Source organism: Rhodoferax sediminis, from assembly GCF_006970865.1.
GTDB classification, from domain to species: domain Bacteria; phylum Pseudomonadota; class Gammaproteobacteria; order Burkholderiales; family Burkholderiaceae_C; genus Rhodoferax_A; species Rhodoferax_A sediminis.
In genome coordinates this window covers 385,001-404,438 of record NZ_CP035503.1, presented here as the reverse complement: position 1 = coordinate 404,438, position 19,438 = coordinate 385,001, and the positions used below count along the sequence as shown (strand labels likewise).

Sequence of the window (19,438 nt, the reverse complement as noted above, 5' to 3'; positions counted from 1 at the left end):
CGCACGACTCACTGGTCCTCGCGCACGCCGCGCCGCGTGGCCTGCAGGCCCGCCAGAAAGTCCCGGAACTGCTTGGCCTGGGTCTTGAGCTTGTAGTCCATTTCGGCGAACTGCGCCTCCACCAGCTCACTCACCCGGCTGTCCAGCGTGGCGGGCGGCAGGCGCAGGTGCGCCTCGGACTCGGAGCCGTCGCGCTCCACCGTGGCACCCGCGTTGTGGGCGATCTTGAGCATCGCCTTGTTCTCGGACAGCGCGTGGATGAACATCAGCTCCACGCCCTCGTTGCGCGCATGCATGACGGCACGGTCGAACAGGCGCGCGCCGTAGCCGCGCCCGCGCGCGTGCTTGAGCACCGATACGCCGAACTCCGCACACGAGCGGCACTCGGGACTCACCGAGAACGCCAGGTGCGCCATCGCGATCAGTTCCAGCTTGCGGTTGTAGATGCCAAAGATCTCGTCGCGCTCGAAGTTCAGCCCATCGGCGTAGCGCGTGATCTGCTCGTCGTTGGCCATGTAGCCGAAGCGCAGGTAGCGGTCGTGCTCGTCCAGCGCCAGCAGGTGGGCGGTGATGCGCTCGCGATGGCCAGGGCCGAGCGAGCGGATCGGCACCATCACCGGGTTTCTTGTGTCAGTCATGGTTTCAATATACGGGTTTTCGCTAGTGAAGTTAGCTTAGAAAAAACGACAAGTTGTTACACCGGCAGCGCCGGGGTCGCCTTTACCCGCCGATGACTCATCGGGGCCTTGCTTGGTCGTTCAGTATAATTCATCGGATGATTTTATGAATTAGCGAGATATCACGTCCATGCTCGCCCAAGCCCCGAGAACCTCGCTGGCCGATACCGCCGCCGCCGGCATCCGCACCGAGATCGCCAGCGGCCGCTGGGCCGTGGGCACACGCATCCCGATCGAGCCGGAGCTGGCACACAGGCTGGGCGTGAGCCGCGGCACGGTGCGCGAGGCCATCAGGACGCTGGTCCACGGCGGGCTGCTCGAGGTACGCCAGGGCTCGGGCACCTACGTGCTCTCAAACGTCGACCCGTCGGACAGCCTGCACAAGCTGCGCCGCGCCAGCCTGCGCGACCAGTTCGAGCTGCGCTGCGCGCTCGAGGTCGAGGCGGCGCGCCTGGCCGCGCTGCGCCACACGGCGGACGATTTGCGCCGGCTGCGGACCCTGCTCGACCAGCGCGGCAGCCGCGAGGACGCGCAGGGCGCCGCCGGCTTCATCGATCGCGACATGGCGTTCCACCTCGCGATCGTCGACATCTCCGGCAACCTGGCGCTGGTGGAAACCTGCCGCTTCGTGTCCGGCTACATCAGGGAAACCATCGCCAGCACGACGGGCGACGGCCCGCCCGAGCCCGGCGAAGACGCCCACCGCGCCATCGTCGACGCCATCGCGAGCCGCGACCCCGAGCGTGCCGCCGCCGCCGTGCGTGCCTTCATGGCGCCCATGATCGCGGCACTCACCCCCACCACTGCCACCACGACGACCACGACTACTTCATGAACGCCCCCGCCGCCACACACCCCGTTCTCGACGACCTGCTGATCGACACCGAGGCCGACAACCGGCCGCCGCCGCACCCGACGCCCGCCGCGAGCCGGGGCCGCCAGCTGCTGCTGGGCTTGAGCGTGGTGCTGATCGCGTTCAACCTGCGGCCGGTGTTTTCCAGCCTGTCGGTGACGCTGCCCGAAATCATGGCGACGAGCGGCCTCACGCCCACCGCCGCGAGCTTCCTCACGACGCTGCCGGTGCTGTGCCTGGGCCTGTTCGCGCCGCTGGCGCCGTGGCTGGGGCGCCGCTTCGGCACCGAACGCACGCTCCTGGGCTGCATGCTGCTGATCGTCGTCGGCACGCTGGCGCGCGGCAGCGGCAGCCTGGCCCTGCTGTTTGTCGCGTCGGCCATCGCCGGCATCGGCATCGCGGTCAACAACGTGCTGCTGCCCGCCCTCTTCAAGCGCGACTTCGCGCACCGGGCCGCACTCATGATGGGGCTGTACACGATGGCGGTCTGCGGCGGCGCCGCCAGCGCGGCCGGCCTGACCGTTCCGCTGGAGCATGCGCTGGGCGGCGGCTGGCCCCGCGCGCTGGCGCTGTGGGCCGTGCCGGCCGCGCTCGTCACGCTCTTGTGGGCGCCGCTGGCGCTACCTTTGAAACCCCGCGCCAGCGAATCGGGCGTCACGGTGCGCGGCCTGTGGCGCGACCGCCTGGCCTGGCAGGTGACCCTGTTCATGGGCCTGCAGTCCGCCCTCGCCTACATCGTGATGGGCTGGCTCGCGCCGATCCTGCGCGAGCGCGGCCTGGACGCCGCCACGGCCGGCTATGTGGTCTCGGTGTCGGTCATGACCCAGGTGGTCACCTGCCTCGTGGTGCCGTCGATCGCGGCCCGCTGCCGCAACCAGGTCGGCATCGCGGTTGCCGTGGCCGTGCTCACGGTCGCGGCCATGCTCGCCTGCCTGTTCGCGCCGCTGGCCGGCGTGTGGGTGTGGGCGGTGCTGCTCGGCATCGCCCAGGGCGGCTCGTTCGCGCTCGCGCTCACGCTCATCGTGTTGCGCTCGCCCGACTCGCACGTGGCCGCGCAGCTCTCCGGCATGGCCCAGGGCGTGGGCTACCTGGTGGCCGCCTTCGGGCCGCTGCTGGTCGGGCTGCTGCGCGGCTGGACCGGCAGCTTCGCGTCTTCGGCTGTCCTGTTCGTGCTGATCGGCGCGGCGCTCGTGGCCAGCGGCCTGGGCGCCGGCCGCACGCAGTATGTGCGCGCCGTGGCGACCGCCAAGGGCGCCTGAGATTCATCGCACTTCACACCGGCAGCGCCGTCGTGGCCTTGACCCGGTCCATCACGAAGCTGGTCTTGCAGTCCTGCACGCTCGGGTGCTTGAGCAGCGTATCCATGATGAAGCGGCTGTAGTGCGCCATGTCGGCTATCACCACGCGCAGCAAATAGTCCATCTCGCCGGTCAGCGCGGCACATTCCACCACCTCGGGCCAGGTCTGCACGCTCGCGCGGAACACGTCCATCGGGTTGCGCTTGTGGCTCTCGGTGTGCTTTTCCAGCCGCACGTTGATGTACGCCGTGAGCCCCAGGCCGACCGCCTCCGGCTTGACCAGCGCCACGTAGCGGTCGATCACGCCCGTCGCCTCCAGCCGCTTCACGCGGCGCAGCACGGCGCTGGGCGACAGGCTCACGGCCTCGGCAATCTGGTCATAGGTGGCGCGTCCATCCGCCTGCAGGCTGCGAAGAATCTGCTTATCAAGCTTGTCGAGTGCTTCCATCACGAGTATTTTGCAGTTTTCCTGCATCCGGTACAAATCGGGCGTCTCAATACGCAGAAAAAATGATGTGCAACGCCTATATATTTGGGAGTTACACCCTGGAGACCTCCCCATGACCGCAACCTCGCCGGTAACCACGCCGCAGCCCGTCGCCACTGCCTGGGACAACCCCATGGGCACCGACGGCTTCGAATTCATCGAATACGCCGCGCCCGACCCGGCCGCCATGGGCGCGCTGTTCGAGCGCATGGGCTTCACGCCGGTGGCCAGGCACCGGCACAAGAACGTCACGCTGTACCGCCAGGGCTCCATCAACTTCATCATCAACGCCGAGCCCGACTCGTTCGCGCAGCGCTTCGCGCGCCTGCATGGCCCGAGCATCTGCGCCATCGCCTTTCGCGTGCAGGACACGCGGCGCGCCTATGCGCGCGCGCTCGACCTGGGCGCCTTCGGCTACGCGGGCAAGGCCGGCCCGGGCGAGCTCAACATCCCGGCCATCAAGGGCATTGGCGACAGCCTGATCTACCTGGTGGACCGCTGGCGCGGCAAGAACGGCGCCAGGGACGGCGACATCGGCAACATCAGTTTCTTCGACGTGGACTTCGAAGCCCTGCCCGGCCTGGACGCCAAAGAAGCTTTGAATCCGCCCGGCAACGGCCTGACCTACATCGACCACCTCACGCACAACGTGCACCGCGGCCGCATGAACGAGTGGGCCAGCTTCTACGAGCGCCTGTTCAACTTCCGCGAGATCCGCTACTTCGACATCGAAGGCCAGGTCACCGGCGTCAAGAGCAAGGCCATGACCAGCCCCTGCGGCAAGATCCGCATCCCGATCAACGAGGAAGGCAACGAGACCGCCGGCCAGATCCAGGAGTACCTGGACATGTACCACGGCGAAGGCATCCAGCACATCGCGCTCGGCTCGAACGATTTGTTCGCCACCGTGGACGCCCTGCGCGAGCGGGGCGTCAAGCTGCTCGACACCATCGACACCTACTACGAGCTGATCGACAAGCGCATCCCCGGCCACGGCGAGAACGTGGCCGAGCTGCACAAGCGCAAGATCCTGCTGGACGGCAAGAAGGGCGCGCTGCTGCTGCAGATCTTCAGCGAAAACCAGCTCGGACCGATCTTCTTCGAGTTCATCCAGCGCAAGGGCGACGACGGCTTTGGCGAAGGCAACTTCAAGGCGCTGTTCGAGTCCATCGAACTCGACCAGATGCGCCGCGGCGTGCTGGAGAGCAAGTGAGCCCCTGTCATTCCCGCGGGCTCCTGTCATTCCCGCGCAGGCGGGAATCCACGGCAGCAGCGCCACGGACGCTTTTTGCTGTGCGGGCATGGATTCCCGCCTGCGCGGGAATGACAAGGCAATAACAAACTTGGGAGCATGACCAACATGGCAGTCGAACCCACCATCTATGGCGCGAGCGAGCGAGCGCCGCGCGGCGACTACGCCCGCGCGGGGCAGGTGCGCCCCGATTACACCTGCCCGCAGAACTACGCCGCCTACACCGCGCAGGACCACGACACCTACCGGCGCCTGTACGAGCGCCAGGCCGCGCTAATTCCCGGCCTGGCCTGCGACGAATTCATCGCCGCCCTGCCCGCGCTGGGCGCGAAGGAGCGCATCCCGCGCTTCGAGGACATCAACGCGCGGCTGTACAAGGCCACGCGCTGGGAGATCGTCGCCGTGCCCGGACTTATCCCCGAGGTGCCGTTCTTCACGCTGCTGGCGAACCGCAAGTTCCCCGTGACCGACTGGCTGCGCACGCCCGAAGAGTTCGACTACATCGTCGAGCCCGACGTGTTTCACGACCTGTTCGGCCACGTGCCGCTGCTGTTCAACCCGGTGTATGCCGACCACATCCAGGACTACGGCCGCGGCGCCCTGAAAGCGCACCGGCTGGGCGCCTGCGAGCAGCTGAGCCGGCTGTACTGGTACACCATCGAATTCGGGTTGATGCGCCAGACCAATGGCCTGCGCGCCGGATCAGGAACGCACGGCAATCTCCGCGCGTATGGCGCCGGCATCCTGAGCTCCAGCGGCGAACTCCAGCACGCGGTGCGCAGCGAGATACCCAATCGAATCGCCCTCAGCCCAGAGCGCACCATGCGTACGCGCTACAAGATCGATAGCTACCAGCAAACCTATTTTGTGATCGACAGCTTCCAGCAGCTATTCGACCTGACCGCGCCCGACTTCACGCCGCTGTACGAGCGTGTGAAGGCCCAGCCCGAACTGGCAGCTGATGCGCGGCTGCCTGAAGACGTCATCGTTGCAGTCTGACGGGGCACCCGTGCAGGGGCGACGCCCTGACGCGTGATGCCACAGGCGGCCAAGCTCACTTGTCCGCCAGGTAGAGCCGATCCGACCAGGTGGCCAGCCACTGCGGCTTGAAGGCCACGAAGATGGCCGCCGCCATGCCGGTGACAAAGCCGTCCGCCCAGGCCATGAGCCAGTGCCCGATCAGCGAAACGTCGCCGCCCACGAACGCCAGCCGATGCCCGCTCCATTGCGCCAGCGCGCCCGCCGCGAACACGCACGCCACGGTGCCGAGGAAGGCGCGGCCCAGGATGTAAACGAACGGGTGCGTGCCCAGCCAGCGCCGCAGCGCCGCGCCCAGCAGCACCGAGAGCGTGGCCGGCACCACGCCCAGCCACGCGGCCGCGTCCACCAGCGCGTACCACGGCGCGGGCGCGATCAGGCCCGAGAGCGCCGCCACCATGCAGAACACCGGCATCGCCAGCGGCCAGCCCAGCACCAGCGCCACCAGGCAGGCGCCCGACCACGGCAGCTGCAGCGGCATCGCGTGCAGGCGCGGCAGCGCCCACAGCCAGGGCAGCACGAGCAGCACCGCCAGCAGCGCCGTCAGCAGCGGGCCATGGGCCAGCATGCGCCAGGGCCGCAGACCCAAGGCCAGCGCGAGCGCGAGCAGCAGCACCGACAGCGACCACCATTCCATGACAGCACGGGAAGAGCAACGAGGCACCCAGCTTACTCCGCCATCTGGCAGCGGGGCGCCGCACAGGCACAACGCTCAATCAGCTCTTTCTCCCGCACGTACCTTCCCTCACAATGACGCGGTTTGTTCTAGCCTGCGCGGCTATGGCGGACTAATGCATCACTTCAATCAACAGGAGAGAACTTCATGGGCGTACGCTTGAAAGATCACGACATTTACGTCGGCAGTTTGCAGCAACAACTCAACCTGCGGTTTGCGCCGCCCATGGGCACCAAGGAGACCTTTGGCGGCCTGGAGGAAATGGTGGCCTTGCAAAAGGAGTTCGAGATTTTCAAGGAAGGCCGGCGCTTTCACACCAGCATCGCGGTGCTCAACCTGGTGGGTGCGGCCAACCACGAAACCAAGAACCGTTTTTATGACTATTTGGCCAGCCTGCGCGGCATGAAGTCCAACATCGCAGGCCAAAGCGGCGACGTGGCGATCGTCAAGGCACTGGTGCGCAACCTGTCGGCCAAAAAACCGCTGCCCGTGCACTTCGCCCTGCATGACATGAACGAATCGAAAGAAGCCAACCGGGTCATCGTCACGGACAAGGCGCGCCCGCTGTTTTACATGGACCAGGACTATTTGGTCATCTCGTTGCCGCTGGGAGTTGCCCCGGTGAAGAAGGCCAAGTAGTCGGCGCCGACCCGTTGCCCGCAGCGGCGATGCAAGCAGTACACGAAGCCGGGCCGGGGTTGGCGGCTGTTCACGCCGCCATTGCGCGCTACTACACCGACATGGTGCAGACGCACGGCGCGACACCCCATGGGGTGGACTGGACCTGCGTACCCACCCAGGAGCTGCGTTTTGTGCAGCTTCTCAAACTGTGCGACTTCACGGTGCCGTTCTCGCTCAACGACCTGGGCTGCGGCTACGGCGCCCTGCTCGCCTTTCTGGCGAAACGCCACCGGGGCAGCAAGGTCGACTACCTCGGGGTGGATCTCTCCAGCGCGATGGTTGCGCAAGCGCGCGAACTCTGGGCCAAGCGCCGCCGCACCGAGTTTGTGGTGGGCCACGCCAGCCCGCGCAGCGCCGACTATTCGCTGGCCAGTGGCATCTTCAATGTCAGGCTCGACCAAAGTGCCGCACGGTGGACCCGATTCATCGCGTCCACGCTGGAGCGTCTGCATGCCACCAGCCGCCGCGGCTTTGCAGTCAACTTCATGGCACCGTTGCCTCGCGGCGTCACGGGCACCTCAGAGCTCTATCGCGCGCCACTGGGCCTGTGGCGCCGCTACTGCGAACAGACCTTGGGCGCCAAGGTGGAAGTCATCACGGGCTACGGTATGCGCGAATACACCCTGCTGGTGCGACCGATCTGATGCTCGTCGTCACGGGCTCGCAGGCGGGTCAAGCAACGCGCGTGCGCGCGTCAAAGCGGCTTCGCAAATTTTGGCGCCGGTGACCGCGATGAGTTGCTCAGCCCGCGCGAACAAGGCCCGGGCTTCGCGCGCGCCGTCGCTGCTCCCGTCTTGCGCCAGCACGCTGCCCCAAACGATCAACGAGCGGCACTCCGTGATGCGATTGCTGCGCTGGTGGGAGATGGCGACAGATTCTTTGGCAGCCGCCAGGGCCTGCTCCGCGTTACCCGAAAAATGTTGACTCTCGGCCATGCACGCGAGAACTTCGGTTTCAATGTCGGCCGCAATTTGTGCCGCCCTGATCACCGCGAGGGCGTCGGAAAAGCCAGTGATCGCGTGCTCGAAGTCTTGCGCCGCCATTGCGGCCAGGCCCGCACTCCACAGCGCCAGTGCGCTTGAATAAGGGTTAGGGTAGTTTTGCGCAATCCGGGCGCTCAATTGCGCCTGCTCTTGCGCCACTGTCGCGCCGCCAAGGCACGCTGCAAGCTCCACATGGTAGAGGCAGACACACTGGCGGATGATCGGATCCTCAGTGGCCAGATCATGCTCCAGCATCTGCTGCAGACAAGCACGCGCCTCGTCCAGGCGCAGCATGCGAATCAACATGCGCACACGCATGTTCAGCATCCACTGCTCAGGGTCGAACCCGATATAGTCCCGGTCAAACTGGTCGATGTGCGCAACGCCCCGCAAGGCCACGTCACTCGCAGCCAGGCCTTCTCGCAGCAAACCGGACCAGGCGCAGGCATGAGACAACGCCAAATGCAGGGTCGCGAAGCGGCCCTGATCGGCTCCGTCAGGCGTCAACGCGATCGCCCTGCGGATAGCCTCCACATAAGCGTCGGCCGAGCCACCGTTGCCGTGCAGGACACGTCCTTCGGTCAGCAGCAGCAATTGCACAAAGCGGTTGTCCACCTCGGTGGCCAGACCGACGGCTTCTTCGACGATCGCCTTGACCTCCTGCGGGCTAAGCCCTTCCCGCCATCCCAGCAGCGCCAACTGGCCGCCGACCTTGACCCGCAGGCTGTCGGTTTCCGGCGCGCGCGGCTGGGCCTGCAGCAGTTCGCGCGCGTGGCGCCAATGCTTCATGGCCTGCGTCGAATGGGTGGCGCCCAACCATTGCGCCGAGCGCGCCAAGTGCTGGGCCGCCTTGACGGGCTGCCCGGCAGCCTCGTGGTGAAAGGCGATCAGCGCGGCGAACTCGTCGGGCTGGGTGCTGTAGTGCGCCTCCATGGCCGCGGCCACGGCTGCGTGCAGGCTGGCGCGGCGCGCCCTGAGCTGGGAGTTATAGGCCACCTCCTGAACCAGCGGGTGGTGAAACCCGAAGCGGCGCTCCCCAACGATCTCGCGCAGCAGCTCCAGCAGCTCGGCCTCGCACAGGCCGTCGAGCTCGTGCTCGATCTGGCTGGCCAGGAAGCGCGCCACCTGCTGCAGCACCGGCAGCGGGATTTCCTTGCCGATCACGGCGCAGATGTGCAGCAGGGCCTTTTGCGTCGCGCCCAGGCGGTCGATGCGCGCGCCGATCACGGCCTGCACGGTGGCGGGCAGGGCGCGCACCATGGATTCGAGGCTGTGCGCGTCGCTCGCGCCCGAGAGCGCACCGCTCTCCAAGAGCGAGCGCACCAGTTCTTCGGCAAAAAACGGGTTGCCGGCGCTGCGCTCGACAATCAGCGCAAACACGTCCTGCCACGCGTGGTGCGGACCGACCAGCTCGCGCACCAACGCTTCGGTGTCGGCCTGGCCAAGCTCGGCCAGGTGGATTTCCTGGAAGTGCGCCAGCGCCGGCCACGGCGCCTTGTAGAGCGGGCGGTAGTTGAACAGCAGCAGCGTGCGCGTGCCCACCACCGAGCGCACCAGCACATCGAGAAATTCCGCGCTGGCCTCGTCGAGCCAGTGCAGGTCTTCCAACACGATCACCGAGCTGGTCGCGCCGGTATAGCGCACCATGCCGCCAAACAGCGCCAGCAGCCGGGCGCGGCGCGCCTTGGGGCCAAGCGAGCACCGCGCGGCGGCCGGGTCGGCCACGCCGAGAAATTCGTTGAACAGCGCCAGGTCGTCGCCAGCCGTGACGCCGAGCCGGGCCAGCCGCGCGGCGATGCGGGCCCGCGCCGCGGCGGCGTCATCTGCGGCAACCATGCGGAAGAACCAGCCGCGCAGCAGCGTCAGCACGGGGGCCAGCGGCGTGGCGTAGCCGTAGAGCTGGGTGCGCACCTCGGTGACGGGCACGAGCCGGGTGCGGCACCAGCGCACAAACTCGAAGCACAGCCGGCTCTTGCCGGTGCCGGCCACGCCCGACAGGCCGATGACGGCGCTTTGGCCCTTTTCGGTGCGGTAGAGCGCGTCCTGCAGGGCTGCCAGCTCGCGCTCGCGCCCGCGAAACTGCGACAGCGCCGCCTGGTGGAAGTGGCGGTCGGGTGCGTCGCTTTTCATGCGCAGCAGGGCATAAATTTCGGTCGGCTCGGCAATGCCCTTGAGCGTGTGCGGACCCATGGCGCGCACCTCGCAGGCGCCGCCCGCCAGCGCCAGGCACTCGGCGGTCAGGCACACGCCGCCGGGCGCGGCCACGCCCACGACGCGGCTGGCGAGGTGGATGGCGCTGCCGTGCACGCCGCCGCCGATGGCGGCATCGACGGCCTGCGGGTCGGACGCGACTTGGCCCGAGTGCAGGCCCATGCGCACCTGCAGGCCCTGCTGGTTGCCATCGAAGGCCCGTTGCAGGGTGAGCGCAGCCTCGCAGGCCAGGCGGGCGTGGCCTTCGAGGGCGTGCGGCACGCCGAACAGGGCCAGGATGCCGTCGCCCAAGGTGCGCACGACGGTGCCGCCAAACACTTCGACCGCCTCGCACATGCGCTGCACGGCGGGCTGCAGCTGTTCCATCGCCTGCTCGGGGTCGAGGCCGGCGATGTGCGCGGTGGAGCCGACGATGTCGGCGAAGAAGATGGTGGCGACCTTGAGCTCGCCCCATTTGGGCGGCGGCGTATCGACGGGGCGGATGTGCTCGCCGAGCACGGGCGTGTCAGGCGTGAGCGGGGCGCCGCAGTGGCCACAGAACCGGTTGCTGTCGGGGTTGAGGGTCAGGCAGGAGGCGCAGCGCATGGCCTGCAAGCTTACCAGCGCGGGGGCAGCTCCTTGAGCAGCGTGATGCGCTTGACGCCGAGCTCGATGTAGCCGCCCTTTTCCATCTCCTTGAGCAGGCGGCTGACCATCTCGCGCGAGGAGCCGACGCGGTTGGCGATGTCCTGGTGCGTGATGGGGTGCAGCGTCACGCCTGCGGCGCCGGTGGCGGGGCCGTGCAGACCTTCGAGCAGGGCCACGACGCGCCCATGCACGCTGAGCAGGGCCATGTTGCGCGCGATGGCGGTGGCGTCGCGGGCGCGCCGGATGATCTGCTCGATCAGACCGAGAGCGAAATTGGGGTGCTGCGCCAGATGGGCGCGCACGTCGTCGCTGCTTAGCACCGAGCAGGTGCAGGGCTCCAGCGTCATGACGGAGGCCGAACGGGGCCCGCCGTCGAGCGACATTTCGCCAAAGTAGTCGCCGGCGTTGATGGTGCCAAAGGTGATTTCGCGGCCGTATCCATCCATCGAATAGACCTTGACGCTGCCCGCGAGCAGCACGAACAGCGTGTCGCCGGCGCCGCCTTCGGTGATCAGTACCTTGTTTTTGGGGTAGCGGCGCACCACGCCACGCTGGGCCAGCAGGCGGTTGGCAGTGCACAGGGCGGCAAGAAGGGTTTCGTCGACCGGGTCGGCCCGGGGGGCGGCAGTCATAGGATTCCAATCTAGCACGTCATGCTTCGCCGCGTCTTACGCTGCCCCAATTCTTGACAGGGCATCGCGCATGACGCCGGCGTGCAGCGCCAGGCGCACGTGCGCCACGCCGCGCAGCAGCCGGTTCTCGGCTCCGGGCAGGGTAGCGGTGGAGGCCGGGAACACGATGTTGTCGCAGTTGGAGTACCAGCAGGTGAACAGCGCCCGCTGCTGTGGCGGCAGGTCGCGCTCGAGCTGGCGCTGCCAATCGCAGCCGATGCGCATCTGGCGCCCGTTGGCGACCCGGCTGAAGCGCGCCAGCCAGGTGCCGTGGTGCGGCGTGCCGATGGTGACGACGTGGTGCACGCGCGCATAGCCGCTTGAGGCGCGCAGCCAGGCGCGCGCCGCCAGCCCGCCCATGCTGTGGCACACCAGCAGCGGCGGCAAGCCGGTGGCCTGCGTGACGCGCTGTACCGCATCTTCGATGATGGGCACGTAGCCGTCGATGGGGCCGAACACGGGCTCCAGATTCACGGCGAGAAACGCGTGCCCGCGCGCCTTCAGGTGCCGCAGCCAGAGCGTCCACAGCCCGCGGTTGCAGACAAAGCCGTGGATAAAGACGACGCCGCGCCGGCCCGGCAGCGCCGCGCCGGGCGCCAGCTGGTCGGGCACGGCACGGGAGCGGAACGGCTGCCACCAGCAGAACACGCGCGCCGCCGCAAGCGTCTCGCCGGCCCAGGCACGCACCAGCTCGCCGGGGCTGGCCTGCGGCGCGGGATCGTTTTGACCGGCCACGCGCAGCGCGGCAAATTCCAGCGCGAGGAACACCGAGTAGCCGAGCACGATGATGGCGCATCCAACCACCGCCAACACCGGCGCGCCGCGCCAGAACGCGAGCAGCCACGCGCAGGCCACCGCGAGCAGCGACAGCGTGATGGTTTTTTGCAGGCGGGCCAGCATGGTGTTGCGCGGGTCGATTCGGATATTTGAATGAAAAGTGGTTGTAGCCCTTATACAGCATGCGCAATCAGCTATTGATTTAATAGTGAATCACCCCTTCCCATGCGCCGCGCTACCGTGCGCCACGGCGTCTGCATGAATGCCGACAGATAAACTCTTGGCTCATATGGAACCCGCACAACAGATTCGCGACGCGGTGGCCCAGGTTTCGCAGCTGCGCCAGGACGCATCGGGCGACCCGGCGCTGGGTGCGGCAGTAGCGCAGGTCAAGCGCCTGCAGTCGCGCCGCTTTACCGGCACCTATGCGGACCTGCTGGGCGGCGGGCCGTACCAGGCGGCGGCGCAATTCTTCCTGTACGAGCTGTACGGCGAGGCCGACTACAGCGAGCGCGATGCGCAGTTTGCGCGCATCGCGGGGGCGCTGCAGCGGCTGTTTCCGCAGCAGGTGATGGCCACCGCCGTCTCGCTGGCGCAGCTGCATGCGCTGACCGAGCGGCTCGACCATGCCATGGGCCGAGCCTGGCCGCACGCCGCGGTGGCGGCGGGCGACACCCTGGGCGAGTCGCCCGCCGCCCGCTACATCCGCGCGTGGCGCACGGTGGCGCAGCGCGGCGATCGCGAGGCGCAACTGACGGTGGTGCTGGAGATCGGCCACGAGCTGCAGCGGCTCACGCGCATGCCCGGCCTGCGCCTGATGCTGAAGATGATGCGCGGGCCCGCGGCGGCGGCAGGCATGGGCGCGCTGCAGCGCTTTCTGGAGGCGGGGTTCGACACCTTTGCCGCGATGGCGCGCCAGCCGGGCGGCGCCGATGGCTTCATGGCCACCATCCGCGAGCGCGAGGCAGCGCTGATCGCGCTGCTGTTCGACGCCGATTTTGTCGCCTGCGAGACGCAGCTTGCGCACACCTTGGGGCAAGCCCGGTAGCCTGTTGCTCGTGCGCCTTGCACAATGGGACGACAAGGAGGAGTTTTCATGGACAAGTTTTGGCTGCAGAGTTACCCCGCGGGGGTTCCGCACGAGATTGATCCGGAGCAGTTCGGGTCGCTGACGCAGCTGCTGGAGGAATCATTCAGGAAGAACGCGGCCAAGCCTTTTTCGGTGTGCATGGAACGCTGGATGTCGTACGGGCAGCTCGACCAGTTGTCGGCGGCATTCGGGGCCTGGCTGCAAAGCCGTGGACTGGAGCCCGGCGCACGCGTGGCCATCATGCTGCCGAACGTGCCGCAGTTCGCCGTGACCATGGCGGGCATTCTGCGCGCCGGCTATACCTGCGTGAACGTGAATCCGCTGTACACGGCGCGCGAGCTCGAGCACCAGCTCAAGGATTCGGGCGCCACGGCGATCGTGATCCTGGAAAACTTTGCCCACGTGCTGCAGGAGGTGATCGAGAAGACGCCGGTGAAGCACGTGGTGATGGCCTCGATGGGCGATTTGCTCGGCGCCGTGTACGGCCGCTGGATCACGTTTGCGGTGCGCAACCTGGCCCGGATGGTGCCGCCGTTCACGCTGCCATTGTCCGATGGGCGCAGCGTCACGCCGTTCAACGATGCCATTGCGCAAGGCTCGGGCAAGAAGCTGGGCGACAGCCACGCCACGCTTGATTCGATCGCGTTTTTGCAATACACGGGCGGCACCACGGGACTGTCCAAGGGCGCGGTGCTGACGCATCGCAACATCGTGGCCGCGATCTTGCAGTCCGAGGCCTGGTTTACGCCGGCGCTCACGCGCGTTGGCGATGTGAGCAGGATCAACAGCATTACGGCGCTGCCGCTGTACCACATCTTCGCGCTGACGGTGTGTTTGCTGTCGATCCGCTGGGGCGCGCACCTGACGCTGATTCCCAACCCGCGCGACTTTGGCAAGTTCGTGCAGGTGCTCAAAAAGCGGCCGTTCCACATCCTGCCGGCCGTGAACACGCTGTTCAACGCACTGCTGCAGCAACCCGAATTCAAGAGCGTGGATTTTTCCAGCCTGTGCGTGTCGCAGGCGGGCGGCATGGCGGCCTCGAAAGGTACGGCCAAGGCATGGCTGGAGACCACGGGCTGTCCGATGAACGAGGGCTGGGGCATGAGCGAGACCTGCGCCATCGGCACCAACAACCCGGTCACGAGCAAGGAGTTCAGCGGCACCATTGGCCTGCCGCTGCCCAGCGTCGAGATTGTCATCAAGGACGACGACGGAAATTCGCTGCCCCTGGGCGAAGCGGGCGAGATCTGCATCAAGGGCCCGCAGGTGATGCCGGGCTACTACCACCAGCCGGCCGAGAACGAGAAGGCGTTCACGGCGGACGGATTTTTGCGCACGGGCGACATCGGCATCATGGATGCGCGCGGCTATTGCCGTATCGTCGACCGCAAGAAGGACATGATCCTGGTGAGCGGCTTCAATGTGTTCCCAAACGAGCTGGAAGACATTATTTCGCTGTGCCCGGGCGTGCTGGAGTGCGCGGCCATCGGCGTGCCCGACGAGAAGCAGGGCGAGGCCATCAAACTGTTCGTCGTCAGAAAGAACCCGACGCTGACCGAGCAGGAGGTGGCGCAGTACTGTCACGACAACCTGACCGGCTACAAGCGCCCGAAGTTCATCGAATTCCGCGACGACCTGCCCAAGACCAATGTGGGCAAGATTCTGCGGCGCGAATTGCGCACGGGAAAATAAATGCGGCCACTACGCTTTTGATAGCTGCTTATGATTGACCCGCCTGCGCTACCGCCCGGAATCACGGTCTTCGAGCGCGGCTGGCTATCGTCCAACAACATCCTGCTGACCGGCCGGGACTCAACCGCGCTGGTGGACAGCGGCTACTGCACGCATGCGGCGCAGACCGTGGCCCTGACCAGTCAGGCACTGCAGGGTCGCGCGCTCGACCGCCTGCTCAACACGCATCTGCACAGCGACCATTGCGGCGGGAATGCGGCGCTGCAGCAGCGCCACCCCGCTCTGCAAACGCTGATCCCGCCGGGCCAGGCCGCCTTCGTCGCCGACTGGGATCCACAGGCGCTCACTTACACGCCCACCGGCCAGCAGTGCCCGCGCTTCAGGTTTGATGCGCTCTTGCGGCCCGGCACCGGGGTCGAGCTGGGCGACCGGCTGTGGCAAATTCACGCCGCGCCGGGCCACGATCCGAATGCCGTGGTGCTGTTCGAGCCCGAATCAGGGGTGCTGATTTCGGCCGATGCGCTGTGGGAAAACGGCTTTGGTGTGGTTTTTCCCGAACTGGAGGGTGTGGGTGCCTTTGACGAGGTGGCCGCGACCCTCGATTTGATCGAGTCGCTCGACCCCCTGGTGGTGATTCCGGGGCACGGCAGGGTTTTTTCGCACGTGGCCGAGTCGCTGGGTCTGGCGCGCCGGCGGCTGCAGAGTTTTGTGCGCGATCCGCGCAAGCATGCGAATCATGCGGCCAGGGTACTGCTCAAATTCAAACTGCTTGAATTGCAGCGCATCCGCTACGCGGATTTCTCGCAATGGGCCGGCAGCACGCGCTATTTTGAAATGGTGCATGCGCGCTACTTCCCTGAGGTAGAACCGCAGGCATGGCTCGCGCAGCTGATGCAGGATCTGGTCCGTGCGGGCGCGGCTGCGCGTGACGGAGAGTTTGTGCTGAATGCTTGAGCACAAAAGAAAACGCCCAGTCAAATGACTGGGCGTTCCTGGCTGTAAGAGCCTGACGATGACCTACTTTCACACGGGAATCCGCACTATCATCGGCGCAGAAGCGTTTCACTGTCCTGTTCGGGATGGGAAGGAGTGGTACCACTTCGCTATGGTCATCAGGCATAACTGGTTGTCATACTGATCCAGGTCTTTCGACCCAAGTCAATACAACGAATTCATAGAGTTCAAATCAGATTTTATTTTTGAATGCGTCACTTGGCATAACACCTTGATCAACGATCAAAGTTATAGGGTCAAGCCGCACGAGCAATTAGTATCAGTTAGCTTAACGCATTACTGCGCTTCCACACCTGACCTATCAACGTCCTGGTCTTGAACGACTCTTTAGGGGGCTCAAGGCCCCGGCAGATCTCATCTTGAAACGAGTTTCACGCTTAGATGCTTTCAGCGTTTATCTCTTCCACACATAGCTACTCGGCAATGCCACTGGCGTGACAACCGATACACCAGAGGTGTGTCCACTCCGGTCCTCTCGTACTAGGAGCAGGCTTCCTCAAATCTGCAGCGCCCACGGAAGATAGGGACCAAACTGTCTCACGACGTTTTAAACCCAGCTCACGTACCTCTTTAAATGGCGAACAGCCATACCCTTGGGACCGGCTACAGCCCCAGGATGAGATGAGCCGACATCGAGGTGCCAAACACCGCCGTCGATATGAACTCTTGGGCGGTATCAGCCTGTTATCCCCAGAGTACCTTTTATCCGTTGAGCGATGGCCCTTCCATACAGAACCACCGGATCACTATGTCCTGCTTTCGCATCTGCTCGACTTGTCAGTCTCGCAGTTAAGCACGCTTATGCCATTGCACTATCGTCACGATGTCCGACCGTAACTAGCGTACCTTCGAACTCCTCCGTTACGCTTTGGGAGGAGACCGCCCCAGTCAAACTGCCTACCATGCACTGTCCCCGATCCAGATAATGGACCTAGGTTAGAACCTCAAACACACCAGGGTGGTATTTCAACGTTGGCTCCACGATACCTAGCGGCACCGCTTCAAAGCCTCCCACCTATCCTACACAGATCTGTTCAAAGTCCAATACAAAGCTACAGTAAAGGTTCATGGGGTCTTTCCGTCTTTCCGCGGGGAGATTGCATCATCACAAACATTTCAACTTCGCTGAGTCTCTGGAGGAGACAGTGTGGCCATCGTTACGCCATTCGTGCAGGTCGGAACTTACCCGACAAGGAATTTCGCTACCTTAGGACCGTTATAGTTACGGCCGCCGTTTACTGGGACTTCAATCAAGAGCTTGCACCCCATCATTTAATCTTCCAGCACCGGGCAGGCGTCACACCCTATACGTCCACTTTCGTGTTTGCAGAGTGCTGTGTTTTTAATAAACAGTCGCAGCCACCGATTTTTTGCAACCTCATTGGGCTCCATCCGCAGGGACTTCACCTACTAAAGGCACACCTTCTTCCGAAGTTACGGTGTCAATTTGCCGAGTTCCTTCTCCAGAGTTCTCTCAAGCGCCTTAGAATACTCATCTCGCGCACCAGTGTCGGTTTGCGGTACGGTCGTGTGTAGCTGAAGCTTAGTGGCTTTTCCTGGAAGCAGGGTATTACTCACTTCGGCTGCAAGCAGCCTCGTTATCACCCCTCATCTAAGCCCGGCGGATTTACCTACCAGGCACGACTACAGGCTTGAACCAACATATCCAACAGTTGGCTGAGCTAACCTTCTCCGTCCCCACATCGCACTACACATCGGTACAGGAATATTGACCTGTTTCCCATCAACTACGCATCTCTGCCTCGCCTTAGGGGCCGACTCACTCTACGCCGATGAACGTTGCGTAGAAAACCTTGCGCTTACGGCGAGGGGGCTTTTCACCCCCTTTAACGCTACTCATGTCAGCATTCGCACTTCTGATACCTCCAGCAGGGTTTACACCACCACCTTCACAGGCTTACAGAACGCTCTCCTACCACTTGCAATAAATTGCAAATCCGCAGCTTCGGTAACTGGCTTAGCCCCGTTACATCTTCCGCGCAGGACGACTCGATCAGTGAGCTATTACGCTTTCTTTAAATGATGGCTGCTTCTAAGCCAACATCCTGACTGTTATAGCCTTCCCACTTCGTTTCCCACTTAGCCAATTTTAGGGACCTTAGCTGGCGGTCTGGGTTGTTTCCCTCTTGAGTCCGGACGTTAGCACCCGGTGCTCTGTCTCCCAAGCTGTACTCGTCGGTATTCGGAGTTTGCATAGGTTTGGTAAGTCGCCATGACCCCCTAGCCTAAACAGTGCTCTACCCCCAACGGTAATACTTGAGGCACTACCTAAATAGTTTTCGGAGAGAACCAGCTATTTCCAAGTTTGTTTAGCCTTTCACCCCTATCCACAGCTCATCCGCTAGTTTTGCAACACTAGTCGGTTCGGACCTCCAGTGCGTGTTACCGCACCTTCATCCTGGCCATGGATAGATCACTTGGTTTCGGGTCTACACCCAGCGACTGAATCGCCCTATTCGGACTCGGTTTCCCTACGCCTTCCCTACTCGGTTAAGCTTGCCACTGAATGTAAGTCGCTGACCCATTATACAAAAGGTACGCCGTCACCCCTTACGAGGCTCCGACTTTTTGTAAGCATACGGTTTCAGGATCTATTTCACTCCCCTCCCGGGGTTCTTTTCGCCTTTCCCTCACGGTACTAGTTCACTATCGGTCGATGATGAGTATTTAGCCTTGGAGGATGGTCCCCCCATATTCAGACAGGATTTCTCGTGTCCCGCCCTACTTTTCGTTAGCTTAGTATCACACGTCTGTTTTCACGTACGGGGCTATCACCCACTATGGCCAACCTTTCCAGGTCATTCCGTTAACAGCCGCGCTATCACTAACAGGCTTCTCCGATTTCGCTCGCCACTACTTTCGGAATCTCGGTTGATGTCTTTTCCTCGAGCTACTGAGATGTTTCAGTTCACCCGGTTCGCCTCACATGACTATGTATTCATCATGCGATACCTTTGCAGGTGGGTTTCCCCATTCGGAAATCTCCGGATCAAAGCTAATTTGCCAGCTCCCCGAAGCTTATCGCAGGCTATCACGTCCTTCGTCGCCTATCATCGCCAAGGCATCCACCATATGCTCTTATTCACTTGACCCTATAACTTTGACGTTTCTTGCGAAACCAAAATTGTTTCAAGGAATGATTGTCAGGTCTTTCACCTGACGCGTTATGCCGTATCTTCAATTTCTCACTTGAAGTATTCGAATTTCAAACGTGAAGTTTGATATTCATTTTGACGCAATCAAAAAACTATGTTGCTAGCGGCACGGTGTGCACTAAACCTTTACGAATGTGCACTTTCCGCTAGCAACTCTGATTTGACTCTATGAATTGTTAAAGAACAGCCGATTGATCAAGAGATCTTGATCAACAACAAAACAGCCTCGTTAAAA

15 protein-coding genes and 2 rRNA genes are annotated in these 19,438 nt (G+C 63.8%); 9 read left to right on the top strand and 8 right to left on the bottom strand.

Annotation, left to right across the window (positions count from 1 at the left end; all coding sequences use genetic code 11):
• Positions 1–8: 8 nt before the first annotated feature.
• Positions 9–638: a GNAT family N-acetyltransferase gene (locus EUB48_RS01935; protein ID WP_142817370.1), complete on the bottom strand. Its 630-nt coding sequence runs from the start codon at positions 636–638 to the stop codon at positions 9–11.
• Between the two features lie 169 nt (positions 639–807).
• Here EUB48_RS01935 and EUB48_RS01930 point away from each other — a divergent pair, with 169 nt between their 5' ends.
• On the top strand, positions 808–1,512 hold the full coding sequence (locus tag EUB48_RS01930; RefSeq protein WP_142817369.1) for a FadR/GntR family transcriptional regulator: 705 nt from the start codon (positions 808–810) through the stop codon (positions 1,510–1,512).
• Positions 1,509–2,789, top strand: coding sequence for a CynX/NimT family MFS transporter (locus tag EUB48_RS01925; RefSeq protein ID WP_142817368.1), 1,281 nt, complete (start codon positions 1,509–1,511; stop codon positions 2,787–2,789). Before EUB48_RS01930 ends, EUB48_RS01925 begins: the two co-directional genes overlap by 4 nt.
• Positions 2,790–2,802: 13 nt before the next feature.
• On the opposite strand, the gene EUB48_RS01920 is transcribed toward EUB48_RS01925, so the two are convergent.
• A complete protein-coding gene (locus EUB48_RS01920) occupies positions 2,803–3,276 on the bottom strand; it encodes an Lrp/AsnC family transcriptional regulator (protein ID WP_142817367.1) in 474 nt (157 codons plus the stop codon).
• A 112-nt stretch (positions 3,277–3,388) separates the two neighbouring features.
• On the opposite strand from EUB48_RS01920, the gene hppD reads away from it, so the two are divergent.
• Together hppD and phhA are read left to right on the top strand one after the other, a co-directional pair.
• Positions 3,389–4,528, top strand: a complete 1,140-nt coding sequence (gene hppD / locus EUB48_RS01915; RefSeq protein ID WP_142817366.1) for a 4-hydroxyphenylpyruvate dioxygenase — start codon at positions 3,389–3,391, stop codon at positions 4,526–4,528.
• A gap of 147 nt (positions 4,529–4,675) precedes the next feature.
• Positions 4,676–5,566 carry a phenylalanine 4-monooxygenase gene (phhA, locus tag EUB48_RS01910; protein ID WP_142817365.1) on the top strand — a complete coding sequence of 297 codons (891 nt, stop codon included), beginning with the start codon at positions 4,676–4,678 and terminating at the stop codon, positions 5,564–5,566.
• 55 nt (positions 5,567–5,621) lie between these two features.
• Here the strand turns inward: phhA and EUB48_RS01905 are convergent, their stop codons facing one another.
• Positions 5,622–6,242 carry a hypothetical protein gene (locus tag EUB48_RS01905; protein ID WP_142817364.1) on the bottom strand — a complete coding sequence of 207 codons (621 nt, stop codon included), beginning with the start codon at positions 6,240–6,242 and terminating at the stop codon, positions 5,622–5,624.
• A gap of 186 nt (positions 6,243–6,428) precedes the next feature.
• Here EUB48_RS01905 and EUB48_RS01900 point away from each other — a divergent pair, with 186 nt between their 5' ends.
• A complete protein-coding gene (locus tag EUB48_RS01900; protein WP_142817363.1) occupies positions 6,429–6,920 on the top strand; it encodes a hypothetical protein in 492 nt (163 codons plus the stop codon).
• 29 nt (positions 6,921–6,949) lie between these two features.
• Positions 6,950–7,606 (top strand): class I SAM-dependent methyltransferase, encoded by a 657-nt coding sequence (locus EUB48_RS01895; protein ID WP_142817362.1) that lies wholly within the window; start codon positions 6,950–6,952, stop codon positions 7,604–7,606.
• Between the two features lie 9 nt (positions 7,607–7,615).
• On the opposite strand, the gene EUB48_RS01890 is transcribed toward EUB48_RS01895, so the two are convergent.
• From EUB48_RS01890 to EUB48_RS01880, 3 genes are read right to left on the bottom strand one after another with little or no spacing between them, the layout of a single operon-like run.
• Positions 7,616–10,741 carry an ATP-binding protein gene (locus EUB48_RS01890; protein ID WP_142817361.1) on the bottom strand — a complete coding sequence of 1,042 codons (3,126 nt, stop codon included), beginning with the start codon at positions 10,739–10,741 and terminating at the stop codon, positions 7,616–7,618.
• Positions 10,742–10,752: 11 nt separating this feature from the next.
• A complete protein-coding gene (locus EUB48_RS01885; protein WP_142817360.1) occupies positions 10,753–11,415 on the bottom strand; it encodes a Crp/Fnr family transcriptional regulator in 663 nt (220 codons plus the stop codon).
• Between the two features lie 36 nt (positions 11,416–11,451).
• Complete coding sequence (locus tag EUB48_RS01880) at positions 11,452–12,354, bottom strand: esterase/lipase family protein (protein WP_142817359.1); 903 nt, start codon at positions 12,352–12,354, stop codon at positions 11,452–11,454.
• Between the two features lie 166 nt (positions 12,355–12,520).
• Here EUB48_RS01880 and EUB48_RS01875 point away from each other — a divergent pair, with 166 nt between their 5' ends.
• Genes EUB48_RS01875 through EUB48_RS01865 form a run of 3 tightly spaced genes read left to right on the top strand, consistent with a single transcriptional unit; the run spans position 12,521 to position 15,967 of the window.
• On the top strand, positions 12,521–13,279 hold the full coding sequence (locus EUB48_RS01875) for an FFLEELY motif protein (protein ID WP_142817358.1): 759 nt from the start codon (positions 12,521–12,523) through the stop codon (positions 13,277–13,279).
• 48 nt (positions 13,280–13,327) lie between these two features.
• Complete coding sequence (locus EUB48_RS01870) at positions 13,328–15,013, top strand: AMP-binding protein (protein WP_142817357.1); 1,686 nt, start codon at positions 13,328–13,330, stop codon at positions 15,011–15,013.
• 30 nt (positions 15,014–15,043) lie between these two features.
• Entirely contained in the window at positions 15,044–15,967 is a 924-nt protein-coding gene (locus tag EUB48_RS01865; RefSeq protein ID WP_142817356.1) for an MBL fold metallo-hydrolase, read from the top strand.
• Between the two features lie 50 nt (positions 15,968–16,017).
• On the opposite strand, the gene rrf is transcribed toward EUB48_RS01865, so the two are convergent.
• Together rrf and EUB48_RS01855 are read right to left on the bottom strand one after the other, a co-directional pair.
• Positions 16,018–16,130 (bottom strand): 5S ribosomal RNA (gene rrf, locus EUB48_RS01860).
• A 129-nt stretch (positions 16,131–16,259) separates the two neighbouring features.
• Positions 16,260–19,140 (bottom strand): 23S ribosomal RNA (locus EUB48_RS01855).
• Between the last annotated feature and the right edge of the window lie 298 nt (positions 19,141–19,438).

What these genes read in the sequence shown, in the direction of transcription:
- EUB48_RS01935 (WP_142817370.1), bottom strand. Translation starts at nt 638, where the DNA reads ATGACTGACACAAGAAACCCGGTGATGGTGCCGATCCGCTCGCTCGGC.
- EUB48_RS01930 (WP_142817369.1), top strand. Translation starts at nt 808, where the DNA reads ATGCTCGCCCAAGCCCCGAGAACCTCGCTGGCCGATACCGCCGCCGCC.
- EUB48_RS01925 (WP_142817368.1), top strand. Translation starts at nt 1,509, where the DNA reads ATGAACGCCCCCGCCGCCACACACCCCGTTCTCGACGACCTGCTGATC.
- EUB48_RS01920 (WP_142817367.1), bottom strand. Translation starts at nt 3,276, where the DNA reads ATGGAAGCACTCGACAAGCTTGATAAGCAGATTCTTCGCAGCCTGCAG.
- hppD (WP_142817366.1), top strand. Translation starts at nt 3,389, where the DNA reads ATGACCGCAACCTCGCCGGTAACCACGCCGCAGCCCGTCGCCACTGCC.
- phhA (WP_142817365.1), top strand. Translation starts at nt 4,676, where the DNA reads ATGGCAGTCGAACCCACCATCTATGGCGCGAGCGAGCGAGCGCCGCGC.
- EUB48_RS01905 (WP_142817364.1), bottom strand. Translation starts at nt 6,242, where the DNA reads ATGGAATGGTGGTCGCTGTCGGTGCTGCTGCTCGCGCTCGCGCTGGCC.
- EUB48_RS01900 (WP_142817363.1), top strand. Translation starts at nt 6,429, where the DNA reads ATGGGCGTACGCTTGAAAGATCACGACATTTACGTCGGCAGTTTGCAG.
- EUB48_RS01895 (WP_142817362.1), top strand. Translation starts at nt 6,950, where the DNA reads ATGCAAGCAGTACACGAAGCCGGGCCGGGGTTGGCGGCTGTTCACGCC.
- EUB48_RS01890 (WP_142817361.1), bottom strand. Translation starts at nt 10,741, where the DNA reads ATGCGCTGCGCCTCCTGCCTGACCCTCAACCCCGACAGCAACCGGTTC.
- EUB48_RS01885 (WP_142817360.1), bottom strand. Translation starts at nt 11,415, where the DNA reads ATGACTGCCGCCCCCCGGGCCGACCCGGTCGACGAAACCCTTCTTGCC.
- EUB48_RS01880 (WP_142817359.1), bottom strand. Translation starts at nt 12,354, where the DNA reads ATGCTGGCCCGCCTGCAAAAAACCATCACGCTGTCGCTGCTCGCGGTG.
- EUB48_RS01875 (WP_142817358.1), top strand. Translation starts at nt 12,521, where the DNA reads ATGGAACCCGCACAACAGATTCGCGACGCGGTGGCCCAGGTTTCGCAG.
- EUB48_RS01870 (WP_142817357.1), top strand. Translation starts at nt 13,328, where the DNA reads ATGGACAAGTTTTGGCTGCAGAGTTACCCCGCGGGGGTTCCGCACGAG.
- EUB48_RS01865 (WP_142817356.1), top strand. Translation starts at nt 15,044, where the DNA reads ATGATTGACCCGCCTGCGCTACCGCCCGGAATCACGGTCTTCGAGCGC.